Origin of the sequence: Streptococcus sp. SK140 (assembly GCF_000259525.1) — a bacterium.
In the GTDB taxonomy this organism is placed as follows: Bacteria; Bacillota; Bacilli; order Lactobacillales; family Streptococcaceae; genus Streptococcus.
Genome location: NZ_AJML01000015.1, coordinates 13511 through 29889, shown reverse-complemented (window position 1 = coordinate 29889; position 16379 = coordinate 13511). Strand labels below are relative to the sequence as shown.

Below are 16379 nucleotides of genomic sequence, written 5' to 3'. Positions count from 1 at the left end.
CCTTTTATTTTCCAGTAAAGTATTTCACCGCTGATGCAAAGAGGTGCTGGTCTTTATTTCCTGGAATATTTTGGAAGAGACCATCTTCGAAACGTTCTGAGTGACCCATCTTACCAATAATTTGACCGTTCTTACTTGTAATACCTTCGATAGCATTGACAGATCCGTTAGGATTGTATTTTGAATCCATGCTTGGTTTCCCTTCGAAGTCAACATATTGGGTAAAGATTTGACCATTGTCACGAAGCTCTGCAAATTCCTCAGCTGTCACGACAAATTTACCTTCACCATGTGATACTGGAATGGCATGGATGTCACCAACTTCTACTCCGGCAAGCCATGGTGAGTTGGTGTTGGCAATACGTGTCTCAACCATCTTGGCCACGTGTTGGTTAGCATCATTGTAGAAGAGGGTTGGACTCGTGCTGCTTGCATCTTCAAAGTTTCCATATGGAAGAAGACCTGATTTGACAAGAGCTTGGAATCCGTTACAGATACCGATAATCAAACCACCACCTTCGATGAAGCTATCAATGGCTGCACGCACTTTTTCATTGAGCAAGATGTTAACGATAAATTTAGCTGATCCATCTGGTTCATCGGCTGCTGAGAAGCCACCTGCAAAGAAGATAATATTTGCTTTTTCGATATTATCAACCATGGTGTCAACAGACTTGACAATCGCTTCTTCATTCAGTGTTACAAATGGTACCAAGTTGACTTTGGCACCTTCTTTTTCAAAGGCCTTAGCTGAATCATACTCAGAGTTAGTACCTGGGAATACCGGGATGTAAACCACAGGTGTCCCAACTGTTTCTTTAGCTTTGATCACAGCATCTGATGCCACTGCAGGTACTTCTTCCAACTCAGTTGCTTGTGCAAATTCCGTTGGGTAAACCTCTTCCAATTTACCTTGGAAGGCACTGTCAAGTTTGTGTCCATCAAGTGTTACACCATTGACAGTAAGTGTAAAGTCAGCTACTGTTCGTCCAATCTTGGCAACACCTGCAATGTCTTCAGGCGATGTGAAGACGAATCCACCCAATTGAGCTGTCAAGCTAGTGTCAAGGCCAGCTAATTCAACGTTTGCACCAATATGGTTACCAAATGTTGCAAGGGCAAGAGCTTCAACCACACCACCATATTTGACAGCTGATGCAGATGTGACTTTATGGTCAGCTTGAATTGCTTCAAATTGAGCAAAGTTAGACTTGATAAGATCAAAATCAATTTCTTGTGCCAAAGCTTGACCTGGAATATAGTAAATATTTTCACCAACAGCCTTAAATTCTGGAGATAGGACCTTACGGCTATCTGCTGTTGTCACACCAAAAGCAACCAAGGTTGGTGGTACGGTCAATTCTTCAAAGGTACCAGACATAGAGTCTTTACCACCGATAGATGGCAAACCAAGTTGAATCTGAGCTTCAATGGATCCAAGGAGAGCAGCCACTGGTTGACCAAAACGCTCTGCTTGTTTATCCATTCGCTCGAAGTATTCTTGATAAGAGAAACGAGCCTTAGACCATTTTGCACCAGCAGCAACCAAACGAGCAGTTGCTTCGATAACCGCATAAGCAGCGCCATGGTATGGAGACCATTCTGCTACATAAGGGTTGAATCCTTGCGCCATGACAGAAGCAGTTGTTGTCACACCATGTTGAACTGGCAATTTCTGTACAGAAGCTTCCGTTGGTGTGATTTGGTAGCGACCACCGAGTGGATGATTAACTGTTGAACGACCAACTGAGCTATCAAAGATGGTTTGTAAACCTTTTTGACTGGCATGGTTAAGGTCAGCCAAGACTTCAAGAGTATCAGCTTCAAGGGTTTCAGCAGATGTTTGACGTTCTTCTGGAAGCTTGACATCCTTGTCAACCACCTTAGCATCTACAACCACACGTACACCGTTTGTATCAAGGAAACGACGTTCCAAATCAACAATGGTTTCACCATTCCAGTGCATGACAAGGTTTGGTTTCTCAGTCACCGTCGCAACGACAACAGCATCAATATTTTCTTTGTTACATGCTGCAATAAAGGCAGCTACATCTTCTGGACGAACCACTACAGCCATACGCTCTTGAGATTCAGAGATAGCAATTTCTGTACCGTTCAATCCTTGGTATTTCAATGGTACTTTGTCTAGATCAATTTCAAGACCATCTGCCAATTCACCGATAGCCACACAGACACCACCAGCACCAAAGTCATTTGATTTCTTGATTAGACGTGTCACTTCTCCATTACGGAAAAGACGTTGAATCTTACGTTCTTCGATGGCATTCCCTTTTTGAACTTCAGCACCAGCTGTTTCAACAGATTCAACCGTTTGAACTTTAGAAGAACCTGTCGCACCACCGACACCGTCACGTCCAGTCTTACCACCAAGCAAGATAATCACATCACCTGCTTCAGGTTTTTCACGGACAACATTTTCCTTAGGAGCCGCACCGACAACTGCACCTAGCTCCATACGCTTAGCGACGAAACCTGGGTGGAAGTATTCACGAACATAAGTTGTTGCAAGACCAATTTGGTTACCGTATGAAGAATAACCGTGAGCCGCTGTTTTAGAAATCACCTGTTGTGGCAATTTACCAGCGCGAGTTTCTGAAATTGGAGCTGTGATATCACCAGCACCTGAGATACGCATGGCTTGATAAACGTATGAACGTCCTGACAATGGATCACGAATGGCACCACCGATACAAGTAGCTGCCCCACCAAATGGTTCAATTTCAGTTGGGTGGTTATGAGTTTCGTTTTTGAACATGAGGAGCCATGGTTCTTTGACACCATTAACATCCACTTCAATTTCAACAGAGCAGGCATTGATTTCATCAGACACTTCCATGTCGTCCAAACGATCATTGGCACGCTCATAGCGACCAAAAATAGTCGCCATATCCATCAAGGTTTGAGGTTTTTCTGTGCGTCCCAACTCATCACGCATGGCAATATACTTGTCATAAGTCGCCTGCAATTGTTTTTCAAATTTAGAAGCTGAGAAGTCGATGGTTTTCAACTCAGTTTCGAAAGTTGTGTGACGGCAGTGGTCAGACCAGTAAGTATCCAAAACCTTCAACTCAGTCTCAGTTGGCACACGTCCAATAGATTTGAAGTAATCTTGAATGAAGAGAAGGTCATCCACTTCCATTGCCAAGCCTTGCTCAGCCTTATACTTAGCAAAATCTTCTGCTGTATAGCTTTCAAAGAAATCCAAGTTTGGAATGGTCTTGTCAGACTCAGAGAAATCCTGCTTCGCAATGCCAACAGTGATATCTTTGAAACGAGAATCCACTGGATTCAAGAGGTAATTTTTGACAGCTTCCAACTCATTCGCATCAATATCCTTGTTAACCAAGTAAAGTTGCGCTGTATTAACTGTTACATCATTTGAACTACCAAGCAACAGCAAAGCTTCTTGTGAAGATGCCGCACGTTGGTCAAATTGACCCGGCAAACTTTCGATAGCAAAGAATGCATACTTCTCAAGATCAGCCTTAACCGCAGCCTCGTCCAAAACAGTATCGGTCACTTGTTCAGAGAAGATATGTTTTTCCGCACGCGCAAACAAGTCCTCTGCCAAATTAAAGACATCGTAAACCTGAACGATTCGAAGATCATTCAACGTTTTCAACTGAAGATTATGCTGCAATTCTTTTACTAATGAGTCCGATTTCACACGAAAATCAGCTTTTTTCTCAACGAAAATACGTTTATCCATTTTATTTCCTTTATTTCTATTCAAATAGGTTATCGAAGACGAAGGTTTTCCGTTTCAAACAAGTTACTTCAAGCCCTGCAATTTTTCTAAAACGACCTTGTAAACATCCGTTAAACTGCCCAAATCTCTACGAAAAACATCTTTATCCATGTGATGACCTTCCGCATCCCAAAGACGGCAGTTGTCTGGTGAGAATTCATCTGCCAAGATAATCTTACCGTCCTTATCAAAACCAAATTCCAATTTGAAGTCAATCAAGCGAAGACCAATTTGTGCAAACCAATCTTTCAGCAATTCATTGATACGACGCGTTTCTTCCTTGATATAAACAATTTGCTCATCATTGGCAATATCCAAGAACTTCACATGCTCATCATTGATGAATGGGTCATCCAAATCATCGTTCTTGTAGTAAAATTCAACGATTGGAGTTTCCAGATTCAAACCTTCTTCCACACCAAAACGTTTTGAGAAAGAACCCGCAGTCACGTTACGAAGAACAACCTCCAAAGGAATGATTGTCACTTTCTTGTTGAGTTGTTCTGTGTCAGAAATACGTTCGAGAAAGTGTGTCGCCACACCAGCCGCATTCAATTTTTCAAAAATAAGAGACGAAATCTGATTATTCAGCACACCTTTACCCTCAATGGTCTCTTTGCGAGCTCCATTCAGCATGGTTGCCTGGTCCTTGTAGACCGACTTAATCACATTTTCGTCTTCTGTAGTATAGATATCTTTAGCTTTTCCCGTATAAATAAGTTCACTGGACATTTTCTTGTTCGCCTTTCCTATTACTTTACATCATTCTAACACAACAGACACCAAAAATCAAATATTTCACGAACTATATTTGATATCATATCTGAAAAAGTACAGAAAAATCGCAAACGAATTTTCATTTGCGATTTTCTAAGATTGAATTGAGTTAAAATGAGAACTTTATTCTTGTTTCAAAAAACGATCAAGATAGTAGCGTAAAAAACTCTTCCTACCTGTAATCATAGTCAAACGACCTTCAAGTCCATAACGAAGTTTTTCTGCTTGTTCAGCATTCAAATCCGTCTCTGCCTCTAATTTAAAGAAATTGCCCTTTTCTGTCTGAGTCGCACTGGTATCGATATTCGTAATCTTGGATGTCAATACTAGCTGCTTATTGGCATCCGTTACCGTTGTAAATCGTACCTCATTTCCAGGCTTGAGACCAGCCACTTCCTTAGAACTGATATAAGCTGTCAGTTTTGCCTTCCTCTCTCTAGCCAACTGCGGAAAAAGGTGAGCGAGGATAGTTCCTTCTGGAATGATGGTAGATCGACTATGCTCAGGATTCAAATGTAGAACACCATCTTCTGTTGCTGTAATTTTCTCCTTCTCTAAAAGATTCCCTTGAATCTTTTTACCCGACTCCGCTTCAAGAATTTTCTGATCCAAGAGCGTTAATTCCTGGCCTACCTTGGCTAGTTGCTGAGATTTTAATGACTCCAACTGACTTCCCAATCCAGATGCATAAGCTTGCTGGGCTCCTGAACCTGCATACTGTACTCGATAACCTGCAAGAGTTGACTCCAACTGAGTGATTTGAGCATCTAGCTGAGATAAGGCCTGCTGTTTGGTTTCCGATCCTTGCTCCTTTGTCGACTGATAAATAGCATAAGCTGGATGATCACTCTCTAAGTGTCCATCACCCTGAATAGCAGACTTGGCTTGCTGATATTCTTTAATTTTGGACTGGGTTTCTCCGATGAGATTGCCTAATTCTGCCTGACTACCACTGGCTGCTGCATTTTGAGATGATATACTAGCATTTTGTTGCTCAACCTGACTCCGTAAACTAGCAACTTGATTTAGATAATCTAAAAAACTATGCTGATAGCCAAATTTATCTGCTTCTGGAAATTGATCACTTCCTGCTTGAAGGCTTGCTTTTAAATACTCCAGTTGAACCTTCTGATCCTTGAGCATTTCCAACTGACTGGCATAATTCTCAGCCTGAACTGCTTCTGCTCCCTCTTGGTATTGAACAAGAAGATCCCCTTGCTTGACAAACTTATTTTCAGCCAAATGATTCGCCACAATCTTACTATTACTACTAGACTGAATGGTAGCAATGATACGAGCAGGTTCTACCGTAGCTCCAGCTGTCAAGCTTATCTCCTTTTGTGCAAAGATTGAAAAAACGATCAGGAACAAAAACAAGATAAAACTTGGAAAAATCACATAACTAGAAAAATTATGGTAACGACGATTGTAAAACTCAGCACTTTCTAAAAATTCTGATTGCATCTTTTCTCCTCTCTAACTATTCACCAAGTGGGCGTAAAAGCCACCCTGAGCCAACAAATCTGCATGTGTTCCTTCTTCAACAATCTTGCCCTGATCCAAAACCACGACCTTCTCTGTCCGCTCAGCAATGGTCAAACGATGGGCGATGAAAATCAAAGTCTTATCCAAAGCCATCAGATTATCGACAATTCGCTTCTCGGTCAAAATATCCAGACTGCTGGTCGCCTCATCCAAGATCAAGACGGGCGCATCGGTCAAGAGAGCACGCGCCAGAGCGATTCTCTGACGTTGACCACCTGAAATGCCCGCTCCATCCGAAGTCAATTCTGTCTGGTAATTCAGTGGCATCCGCTCAATATCCTCCCGAATCTCTGCCAACTCCACTGCTCTCAAGATATCCTCCTGGGTCGTCCCCTCCTTAGCTCCAAGGAGAAGATTCTCCAAAATCGTCCCATTGAAAACATAGGGCTGCTGAGGCAGATAGTTGATATACTGGCGCAGAGCCTTTTTATCAATCTGATTGAGATTGACACCACCCAGACTAATCTCCCCCTGACTTGGATCGTAAAAATTAACTATCATCTTAGCCAAGGTCGTCTTACCCGATCCTGAAATTCCCACAAAAGCCACTTTAGAGCCTTGCGGAATGGTTAGATTGATGTCCGACAAGACATCTCGACCATAGCCATACTTGTAGTGAACCTGCTTGAAAGTCATATCTCCTTCTAGCAAGCTCAAATCTGAGACTGTTTTCTTTTCCTCAAACTCAGATGCAACCAGATAAACTTCATTGAGACGGTTATTGGCTACCTGCGCTGTCTGAAGTTTGGTTTGCAGATTGATGATATTCTCCAAAGGATTTGTAAAGTAAACAAGCAAGGTATTATAGGTAATCAACTGGCCCAAACTCATCTTATTGTCCATGACTAGGAGAGCCCCCATCCAGAGAATGCCAACATTGAGCAAGAGCTGGGCAAGCTTTTTCAGAGCCTTTTGCTGACTTTCTGCACGACTGTAGGTAAAAGATTTTTTCAGATAATCCACAAATTCCTTGTCAATCTTTTGATAACGGGAGCTTTCACTAGTTAAGGACTTGATGGTCTCAATGCCATTGATGTCCTCAATGATAGAAGAAGACAGAACTGCATTGGCTTCCATGGTATCCCGATTCATCTTTTCAAAGGGCTTCATAAAAGCAAAGATAATCACTGTGTATATAGGAAGGGCTAGTAAACTCATGAAAAAAAGATTGCTATTCTGCGAAAATAGAACTACTGAAATAATCAAGACAGTAGATACATCCAAAAAAATTGACAGAATAGTCGAAGCCAGGGCATCGATGATACTATTTGCATCCGTGAAACGAGAAACGATTTCCCCTGTACGACGTGTCGCAAAAAAGGACATAGGCAAATGAAAAACGTGCTTGATATAAGACAAAATCACATCAATGGACAAGCGTTGCCCCAAAACAAGTAAAAGATATTCCTGGGCATAAGATAAGATTTGCTGAAGAACATAAACGATGACTAGCCCTATTGAGATAATGCCCAAGGTTGAACGCATCTGATCTGGTACATAAGTGTCAATGATTGATTGAAGATAATAAGAACCCACAATGTTAATCAAGGTCACCAAGAGGGTCGCCAAAACGATATTAACAATCAAACCTCGCTGTTTCACTAATATAGGGATAAAGGAGAGAAGGCCATTTTTTTGTTCCTTATGAGGCTTATAAGTCGGAGATGGTGCCATAAAAATAGTGATTCCTGTCCACTCCCTAGCAAAGCGTTCACGAGAAATCTTGGTCAGCTTAACACTAGGATCTGGATCAGCTATATGAATGTTGTTCTTGTCCTGTCCAGTCACCACATAATAATGGAGCAATTTTCCTTCCTTAAGCACATGAGCCACAAAAGGAAAGGTTACATCCGGCAAATCAAACAAGCTCATGTCCGCCTTCATTGCTCGCGTCTCAAAACCAATTTCCTCTGCAACCTTGACTAAGCCTAAAGCCGTAGTCCCATCCATGGTCGTCTTGCCCAACTCTCGCAAGTGAGCCAGAGAATAATAACTACCATAGTAACCAAAGACCATGGCTAACGAAGCCACACCGCAGTCCATCTGGTCTACCTGAGGACGATAATGCCGTTTACTAAATTTCATATCCTACTCCTTTTCCTAACAATCTCCAAAGAAAACTTTGTAAGATTATTTTATCCAAACAAAGAAGCAAATAGAAAATTATTTCTAAAAAAACAATAACTGCACCTGAACAGCACTTTTTCCTAAATAAAAATAGGTAGAACAAACGTCCTACCTAGAAAATATAATGATTAATATTTCTTACCTTTTTCAATTTTTTTACGATTTGCCACAAATTTTTAAATTAACGTCTACTTCCCAGATAACGTCCAAACATATAAGAAGTTCCTCCTAAAACTCCCCAAGCTACTGCTGTAGAAGTAGTAACAATGAAACCTCCCTTAGTTACAGCCAAGTCTTCCTCTGTCATAATAGCAAATTTTTTATTCAGTTTTTTCATATTCCATCTACTCCTTTTTAAATAATACTAGCTAATCCAATAGCTACTCCAACCAAAAGTCCTACTATTCCTGAGGCTGATATAATTATAGCCGCAAATTCTTCTGAGATATTCATTTATTTCTCCATTTTTTTAGTTCTTATTTCATTGATAGTAACTAAATGATGATTATTCAATAGCATTTGCCACATACTAATAATAGTTCTCTTTAAACCTTGTCTTTACCTGAATCTAAATAACTCATCATCAAAATAAGCATCGGAACAAATAACTCTGTTTGGAAATATTTTTCAACATTAAAGGTGATTACATGTAAATCCCCCAATATACAAAGCACTCCAAAAATAATTAAAAAGGCTCCCATTACATTTTTTAGATTTTTCATACAAGTTCACTTCTATCCAAATTTACGTTTTAAATCTTGACCAATTAATCGACCACCAAGGAAAATTGCCAATCCTGCACCAACCGTGGCTATGGTAATTGATCCACCTGCTGTATTCATCAATTCTTCTTCTGTCAATTCCGTCCATTTATTTAAATTCATTTTTTCTCTCCTTATTATTACATAAAATAGCCCCAAGCAATACCACCAATTAGTAAGACACCTCCTACAACTACAGCGGTAACCGACCCCCCATCCACTTCCATCAGCTCTTCTTCCGTAAGAGCTGCAAAGTTCTGTTCCATTTTATCAAAGTTTGTCATTTATTTTCTCCTTTTTTATAGTTTTTTATTTGTGATTTTTAACCTTTAAACTATTTTAAAAGCCAAGTTGGATAAATAACTGAAATAATCATTTCTAATCTCCTTCCTCTTCTTCTCACTTATCTATTCGAGAAATCATTTTAAAATTAATGAATAAATTTATTTTATTTAAAATACAATTTGATAAACCATGGAAGTAAAATTGGTAAATACATTAATCAAACTCCTTTCCTTTTCTTCTTACTTATCTATTCGATAAAATAATTTCAAAATAAACAACTAAGTCAAATTTATTTTAAAAACCACTTGATCAACCACGGATAAAGACCTGTCACATACATCAGTAATCCTCCTTTTTTGTTCTCATCTCTTTATTCGTAAACTCAACTGTAAAATTTCAAAATCTTATCTTTTTTCGAGAAACAAAAAAACAACATGACTTGCATGTTGTTATATGTTAGATTTTATCTTTAATGGCTTTCAATACATCTGCCACACTTTGGAGGTGGTCGATTTCTTCATCACTAATTTCGATTCCAAATTCATCTTCAATGGTTAGTACGAATTCCATCAAATCTACCGAATCAGCATCCAAATCATCCTTCAAGCTCAAAGCCTCTGTGACTACAAAGTCTTCCCCCTGACGTTCTTGGATAATGGTCACGACACGGTCAAAAATTTCTTTATCTGTCATATATATTATTCTCCTGAAAATTCATGCGCAGTTTGAGCAACTACGTCTGTTTCTAGCATGGTACGAATCTGACGAATCGTACTATACACAGCCTTGGCATCACTTGAGCCATGAGTCTTAACAACCGGCGCCTTAACACCAAACAAGACCGCACCCCCAACATCTGAATAGTTGAGCTGCTTTTTCAAGCCTTTAAGGCTATCCTTAAGAAGAAGAGCACCTAATTTAGCTCGCAAACCGCCACCTGTAATAGCATTTTTAAGCAAGCCCATGATCCCCATGGCTGTTCCTTCGATGGATTTTAGCACAGCGTTTCCCGTGAAACCGTCTGCCACGACAACATCTGCAACACCCTCCATCAAATCACGCGCTTCCACATTACCGACAAAGTTCAAACTCTCATCAGCTGCTAGCAAGTCATAAGTTTCCTTGCGAAGCGGGTCGCCCTTACTACTCTCTGTCCCGTTATTAAGCAAACCAACTCGAGGTTTTGCAATTCCACGAACATTTTTAGCATAGAAAGAACCTAAGATGGCGTATTGATGTAAGTGATGGGCTGTGTTTTCTGCATTGGCACCGAGGTCTAGCATGTCAAAACCTTTCCCATCAACTGTTGGTAAGGTGGACATGAGACCAGGTCGGTCGATATTCTTGATGCGACCTACGATGAAAAATCCTGCCGCTAGCAAAGCACCTGTATTTCCTGCAGAGAGGACAGCATCTGCTTCTCCCTCTTTGACAGCCTTAGCAGCCAATACCATACTGGCATTTTTCTTCTTACGGATGGCTTTTGTTGGTTCATCTTCCGAATCAATTTTTTCATCTGTATGGATAATGCTGACGCGTTCTGTAGCTGTTAGATATTGCTTGATTTTGCTTTCGTCTCCGTAAAGTTGAATCTCAATATCTGAAAAGTCAGCAAGGGCTTGATTGACACCCTCAACGATGACTTGAGGTGCGTAATCGCCACCCATTGCATCTACTGCGATTTTTTTCATTTGTCTTCCTCTTTTAGTAATTGTCCCCAATCGGCTAGGGAATCAATAAATTTCTTTGATTTTAGGTGAATTCCGACGTATTCTTCATAAATTTGGTCCATGAACTGACGCAATTCTTGCTTGATTTCAGACTTGAGAGAAATAGTCTCCAAAGTCTCAAAGTTGATAGCTTGAAATTGATTGAGCAGATAGGGAATGTTTGGATTCAGATGACAACGTTTCTCGTCCTCATGGTAATGATCAGGACATAAGCAAGCGCCATATTTGAAAGAAAAATCAAAGGCCTGACCCACCCGATGGCAAAAAACACACTCATTAAAATTAAGACTAATCCCAAACCGGGTCAAGATCTGAATTTCAAAAATATTGGTCAAAACTTGATAATCCAGCCCCTCTTCCATCAACTCTAAAGTCTTTTGTAAAAAAGCAAACAAGGGAGCGTCCTGCTGATTATCCTGCAAACTCGCATCCGCCAAAGCTGCCACATAGGTCGCATAGGCCATGACAAAGAGATCACTATTGATTTTTGGAAAGGTCATCACCTCATGATAGTCTTCAATATAACTAAGTCCATCATCATTGATTCGCAAAAGAAAACGAGCCAGCACCAAAGGTTGAATAACTGGAGCCAGTTTGGACTGACCGGCATGTTTGACAAAAAACATCCGCTTGCCGACCTGCTCTGTAAAAATCTTGACTAGCTTGTCATCCTCACGAAAATTACGATTGTAGAGCACCAACCCCTGACTCGTAATAGACTGAATCATGCTTCTCTCATGTACTCCTCAAGACGTTTCATAGCTTCTCTGATGATTTCCATGCTAGCTGCATAAGACAAGCGCACATAACCTTCTCCATATTGACCAAAAGCTGCACCAGGGATAAAGGCAACAGCCTTCTTGTGAGCAAAATCTTTTAGAAAAGCAAACGAATCTTGATTGTAGCCTACTGGAATCTTAGCAAAGATATAAAAAGCACCATCTGGTTTGATTATCTCAAAACCAAGATTAGTCATTTTCTCGATAATGTAGTCCCGACGTTGGATATACTCCTTTTTCATCGGCTCTGCATCATCTTTACCAGCTGTTAAGGCTTCTACTGCAGCATGTTGCGCCATAGTATTTGCAGCAGTTACCAAGTACTGGTGACTCTTGATGAGTTGGGCTGTGAAATTTGCTGGTGCGAAGATAAAGCCTAAACGCCAACCTGTCATAGCATGGGATTTGGATAGACCGTTGATGATAATGGCCTGACCTCTCAGCATAGTTCCCAAAGAGACATGATTTTCCCCTGTATAAGTTAATTCTGAGTAGACCTCATCACAGACAACGAAAATCTCATACTTGCGTAAAACGTCAGCCAAGGCTTCCAACTGTTCGCGACTATAAGTAATTCCTGTAGGGTTGGCTGGATAGTTAAGAATAACAGCCTTGAGCTTGTCACCCTGCTCCAGAATTGCCTTCTCCAGCATTTCAGGAGTCAAGACAAAACCATTTTCAGTCGTATCAATCTCAACAATCTCTGCACCAACTAGATTTACAATTGGTTCATAACCTGGATAGGCAGGAGCTGGCAAGAGAACCTTGTCACCCTCTTCTAAAATAGCTGTCAAAGTAGCAGATAGGGCTTCTGTCGCACCAATTGTGACCAAGATTTCATTCTCTGGATTATAGTCTAGCTGGTATTTTTCTCTTACAAAATCACTAGCTGCCTGGCGTAAGGTCATCAAACCACTCATCCCTGTATAGTAGGATTGGTTTTGGTCAATGGCTCGCTTAGCTGCCTCCTTGACATGGTCTGGAGTTGTAAAGTCAGGCTCTCCCAATGTCAGACGTAGAACCCCAGGAATCTCAGAAATAGCCTGGTCAAACTGACGAATCAAGGAAACTTGAATCTTATCTAATTGTTTATTAAATCGCTTGGTTAAGTCCATAGATACCCTCCTTGCTTAAAGAACATATGTCTATTATACTACAAAAGCTCTCTGACCGCAAAATCACACTAGCATAAGCAACTGATGTATGTTCATTTAAATTCATTACAACACTATGTTTTTAGAATACTCAATGAAAATCTCATGAAACTAGGAATCGAGGTGAAAGCATAACTAAGGTTAGGTAAGCCGAAGATGACAACGTATTAGGAGATTTTCGACGAGTATTGAGGAGTTGCATAAGGAAATAAATCGGATAGGAGTCAATATAAATCAGGTCACAAAAAAAGTAAACGAAGATAATCAGGCTAACCTAAATGAATTTAGTCAGATTCTTGAATTTCAGAAACACTTAAAAGATACAGTCAGACAATTTATTCAAAAACAAGAAAATCAAACAAAGGTACAGGACAGATGGTTGTAATAAGAATTATTGTTGACATTCTCTCTTATTTGTCCTAAACGATAACTAATGATAGGATGAGGTCGGATGACTGGTAACAGTTTTCTCAAAGGTTGCTGATGATTCAGCTTCAGGTTTGGCACTACCTTCAGCTTTAGGCTGTAAAGAACCCGCTCCACCACTGGTTCTATTCGTTTCACTCTTGGATTATATTCAAGAGTTTTTTCTTGCAAAAAAAGTTTAAAAAATATATACTGGCTATACACGATATAGAACGGAGATATACCATGACTACATCACTTGTTAAGCAATATAATTTTAAAATCAATGAGTTAGCAATGGAACAAGCTAGAGCCATTATCAAGGAAAAAGGAATGACCATGACGGATGCTATCACTCTTTTTATAGAGCAGATTGTCCTCGAACAGGACTTGCCAATCAAGACTGCAGAAGATTTACACCGTGAACAGTTGATTGAGGAATTACAAGCTCAATCCGAACGAGCCTTAAGAGAATATGAAGCAGGAAAAGGGACTTCCCTAGACAGTATGAGGGCACGCTATGGCTTATAAAGTAATTATTTCTGATGAAGTGACCCAAGCTATTGACAGTATTCATGATTACATCACTACTGTTCTTTTATCACCTCAGTCTGCTAAAAATACTGTGAGTAAAATTTTAGATGGCTTAAAAAGTTTAGAAGTCTTTCCTGAGGCTGGTTTTGACGCCGATGAAAAAATTGGTGTAAAGATTAATAGTAAGTACCCTACACGAGGAAAAATTATCGGTCAGTATGTCTTACTCTACTTCATCGACCAAAAACAAAACACTATTTTTTTATCTCACCTATTCCACATAAAAAGCGACTATGTCACTTTGCTACAAAATGGTAATAAAAAAAGCTCAACTGATTGAGACATCTTTCTTTATTTTATAAGCTCCGAAACCTTAATTTTTGGTACCGTCTTGGTTTAACAGTACGCTGTATATATAATATTTTACAGCTACTTTTTCTTTAGAAACGTTGATTTAATAAGGATTTAAATATTACAGAGTATACCTTTGTAAAATACGGTTTTGCTAATCTTCGTTACAACTATTCTAGCACCATTATTGATTACTAGATCGGTAATGTCATTTCTGAGTGGATAGTCAGAAAGTGGTTAGATAAGTGCGACAAAAAAAATATAACCTGAGTTTAGTTTTAATATGACTAGACAAACAGAAATACCAGAGGTGGAGCTCTGGTATTTCTGTTTTTACCAAGACTTCGTTACAGTTCTAATCACATAATGAGAGAAACTTGTCAAATAATTATTAAACTTTACTTTTCTTCGAGATAAGATTATAATAAGGAGTATTTATTTTCGGAGGTTTTTATGTCATTTCTATCAAAAAATTGGGCTGGACTTTTGGTCTGTCTTATCATATCTATCATTTCTTGGATTTTAGGAGGCTTTCTGCCTGTTGTGGGAGCACCTGTCTTTGCCATCTTTATTGGCATGATTCTCCACCCATTTCTCACTTCCTATAAACAACTAGATGCTGGTTTGACTTACAGCTCCAAGAAATTACTTCAGTATGCTGTTATCTTGCTTGGGTTTGGACTCAATATCTCTCAAGTTTTTGCAGTAGGAAAATCTTCGCTCCCTGTCATTCTATCCACCATTTCTATAGCCTTGATTGTTGCCTATCTCTTCCAGCGCTTTTTTGACCTAGATACAAAGCTAGCTACCTTGATCGGTGTTGGTTCCTCTATCTGTGGCGGTTCTGCCATTGCAGCGACTGCTCCTGTCATCCATGCCAAGGAAAAAGAAGTCGCACAAGCCATTTCTGTTATCTTTTTCTTCAATGTCTTGGCAGCTCTTATCTTCCCAACTCTAGGTTCTTGGCTCCATCTTTCCAACGAAGGTTTTGCTCTCTTTGCAGGAACTGCGGTCAATGATACTTCCTCTGTAACAGCTACTGCTAGTGCCTGGGATAGTCTATACAATACAAACACTCTTGAGTCTGCCACCATTGTCAAATTGACCCGTACTCTAGCTATTATCCCTATCACTCTCTTCCTCTCTTACTGGCAAAGTCGTCAACAAGGAAACAACCAAGGGGTAAAACTTAAAAAAATCTTCCCTGTTTTCATTCTCTACTTCATCCTAGCTTCTCTGCTAACCACCATTCTCACTTCTTTCGGTGTCAGCAATAACTTCTTTGCACCTCTCAAGCAACTGTCTAAATTCCTCATCATCATGGCCATGAGCGCTATCGGCCTCAAAACCAATCTCATTGCTATGATTAAGTCCAGCGGTAAATCCATTCTTCTCGGAGCTCTCTGCTGGATTGCCATCATCCTGACTAGTCTCGGTATGCAAACGCTCATCGGTATTTTCTAATACTCTTCGAAAATCAAATTCAAACCACGTCAACGTCGCCTTGCCGTACTCAAGTACAGCCTGCGGCTAGTTTCCTAGTTTGCTCTTTGATTTTCATTGAGTATAACACAAAAGGTAGCCCGCAAGCTACCTTTTTATTGTTCAAGAATTAAGCGTGTATGTTCTCTCTTAATACAACGGTTCATCACGATATCATCGCAACCTCCAGTACGCAAGATTTCTTCCGCTTCTAGACTTTCAAGTCCTAGTTGCGCCCAGAAAATCTTAGCATCAGCCTTGAGAAAATCTCGTGCCACATCTGGTAGAAACTCACTACGACGATAGACATTAACGATATCTACAGGGAAAGGAATCTCAGCTAGACTGGCATAAGCCTTTTCTCCCAAGATTTCCCCACCTGTAGCCTTAGGGTTTACTGGTATGATTTTATAGCCACGAGCCTGCATTTCCTTTGTCACTCGATTGCTAGTTGTCTCCTCACGGTCAGACAAGCCCACTACTGCTAGAGTCTTACTGGTTTCTAGATACTGACGGATTACGCCATCACTTGGATTGATAAATTCTTGAGTCATAAAAACCCTCCTTTTTCATCTTTCATCAGTATAGCATATTTTGAAAGGGTTTGCAGAAATTTACTATAAAATCAAAAAATCCTCCCAAAATTAAACAATTTCATTCAATTTGAGGAGGATTCATAA

16 protein-coding genes are annotated in these 16379 nt (G+C 40.0%); 3 read left to right on the top strand and 13 right to left on the bottom strand.

Going from position 1 to position 16379, the window contains the following annotated elements; genetic code table 11:
- Positions 1-4 precede the first annotated feature (4 nt).
- The 12 genes from HMPREF1116_RS04530 to HMPREF1116_RS04485 form a co-directional block, all read right to left on the bottom strand.
- Positions 5-3730, bottom strand: coding sequence for a phosphoribosylformylglycinamidine synthase (locus tag HMPREF1116_RS04530; RefSeq protein WP_000361239.1), 3726 nt, complete (start codon positions 3728-3730; stop codon positions 5-7).
- Positions 3731-3793: 63 nt separating this feature from the next.
- Positions 3794-4501, bottom strand: coding sequence for a phosphoribosylaminoimidazolesuccinocarboxamide synthase (purC, locus tag HMPREF1116_RS04525; RefSeq protein ID WP_000093644.1), 708 nt, complete (start codon positions 4499-4501; stop codon positions 3794-3796).
- A 168-nt stretch (positions 4502-4669) separates the two neighbouring features.
- Positions 4670-6010, bottom strand: a complete 1341-nt coding sequence (locus tag HMPREF1116_RS04520; RefSeq protein ID WP_001190313.1) for a bacteriocin secretion accessory protein — start codon at positions 6008-6010, stop codon at positions 4670-4672.
- 12 nt (positions 6011-6022) lie between these two features.
- On the bottom strand, positions 6023-8176 hold the full coding sequence (gene comA / locus HMPREF1116_RS04515) for a peptide cleavage/export ABC transporter ComA (protein ID WP_000672671.1): 2154 nt from the start codon (positions 8174-8176) through the stop codon (positions 6023-6025).
- Positions 8177-8399: 223 nt separating this feature from the next.
- A complete protein-coding gene (locus HMPREF1116_RS12215) occupies positions 8400-8555 on the bottom strand; it encodes a hypothetical protein (protein WP_000735877.1) in 156 nt (51 codons plus the stop codon).
- Between the two features lie 208 nt (positions 8556-8763).
- Positions 8764-8940, bottom strand: coding sequence for a hypothetical protein (locus HMPREF1116_RS12210; RefSeq protein ID WP_000793176.1), 177 nt, complete (start codon positions 8938-8940; stop codon positions 8764-8766).
- A 12-nt stretch (positions 8941-8952) separates the two neighbouring features.
- A complete protein-coding gene (locus tag HMPREF1116_RS04510; protein WP_001052545.1) occupies positions 8953-9102 on the bottom strand; it encodes a class IIb bacteriocin, lactobin A/cerein 7B family in 150 nt (49 codons plus the stop codon).
- 17 nt (positions 9103-9119) lie between these two features.
- Complete coding sequence (locus HMPREF1116_RS04505; RefSeq protein WP_000180810.1) at positions 9120-9263, bottom strand: class IIb bacteriocin, lactobin A/cerein 7B family; 144 nt, start codon at positions 9261-9263, stop codon at positions 9120-9122.
- 457 nt (positions 9264-9720) lie between these two features.
- Complete coding sequence (locus HMPREF1116_RS04500) at positions 9721-9957, bottom strand: acyl carrier protein (protein WP_000130002.1); 237 nt, start codon at positions 9955-9957, stop codon at positions 9721-9723.
- Between the two features lie 5 nt (positions 9958-9962).
- Positions 9963-10955: a phosphate acyltransferase PlsX gene (gene plsX / locus HMPREF1116_RS04495; RefSeq protein ID WP_000717474.1), complete on the bottom strand. Its 993-nt coding sequence runs from the start codon at positions 10953-10955 to the stop codon at positions 9963-9965.
- The gene (gene recO / locus HMPREF1116_RS04490) at positions 10952-11722 is read right to left on the bottom strand and encodes a DNA repair protein RecO (protein ID WP_000616168.1); all 771 of its coding nucleotides are present in this window, start codon (positions 11720-11722) and stop codon (positions 10952-10954) included. Before recO ends, plsX begins: the two co-directional genes overlap by 4 nt.
- A complete protein-coding gene (locus tag HMPREF1116_RS04485; protein ID WP_000366368.1) occupies positions 11719-12888 on the bottom strand; it encodes a pyridoxal phosphate-dependent aminotransferase in 1170 nt (389 codons plus the stop codon). Before HMPREF1116_RS04485 ends, recO begins: the two co-directional genes overlap by 4 nt.
- Positions 12889-13578: 690 nt before the next feature.
- Here HMPREF1116_RS04485 and relB point away from each other — a divergent pair.
- The 3 genes from relB (at position 13579) to HMPREF1116_RS04465 (ending at position 15681) form a co-directional block, all read left to right on the top strand.
- Complete coding sequence (gene relB, locus HMPREF1116_RS04475) at positions 13579-13863, top strand: type II toxin-antitoxin system RelB/ParD family antitoxin (RefSeq protein WP_000213598.1); 285 nt, start codon at positions 13579-13581, stop codon at positions 13861-13863.
- Positions 13853-14206, top strand: coding sequence for a type II toxin-antitoxin system RelE/ParE family toxin (locus tag HMPREF1116_RS04470; RefSeq protein WP_000323661.1), 354 nt, complete (start codon positions 13853-13855; stop codon positions 14204-14206). The genes relB and HMPREF1116_RS04470 overlap by 11 nt, the downstream gene beginning before the upstream one ends.
- 464 nt (positions 14207-14670) lie before the next feature.
- Positions 14671-15681 (top strand): YeiH family protein, encoded by a 1011-nt coding sequence (locus tag HMPREF1116_RS04465; protein WP_000009184.1) that lies wholly within the window; start codon positions 14671-14673, stop codon positions 15679-15681.
- A 134-nt stretch (positions 15682-15815) separates the two neighbouring features.
- Here the strand turns inward: HMPREF1116_RS04465 and HMPREF1116_RS04460 are convergent, their stop codons facing one another.
- Positions 15816-16253: a CoA-binding protein gene (locus HMPREF1116_RS04460; protein ID WP_000191085.1), complete on the bottom strand. Its 438-nt coding sequence runs from the start codon at positions 16251-16253 to the stop codon at positions 15816-15818.
- Positions 16254-16379 lie beyond the last annotated feature (126 nt).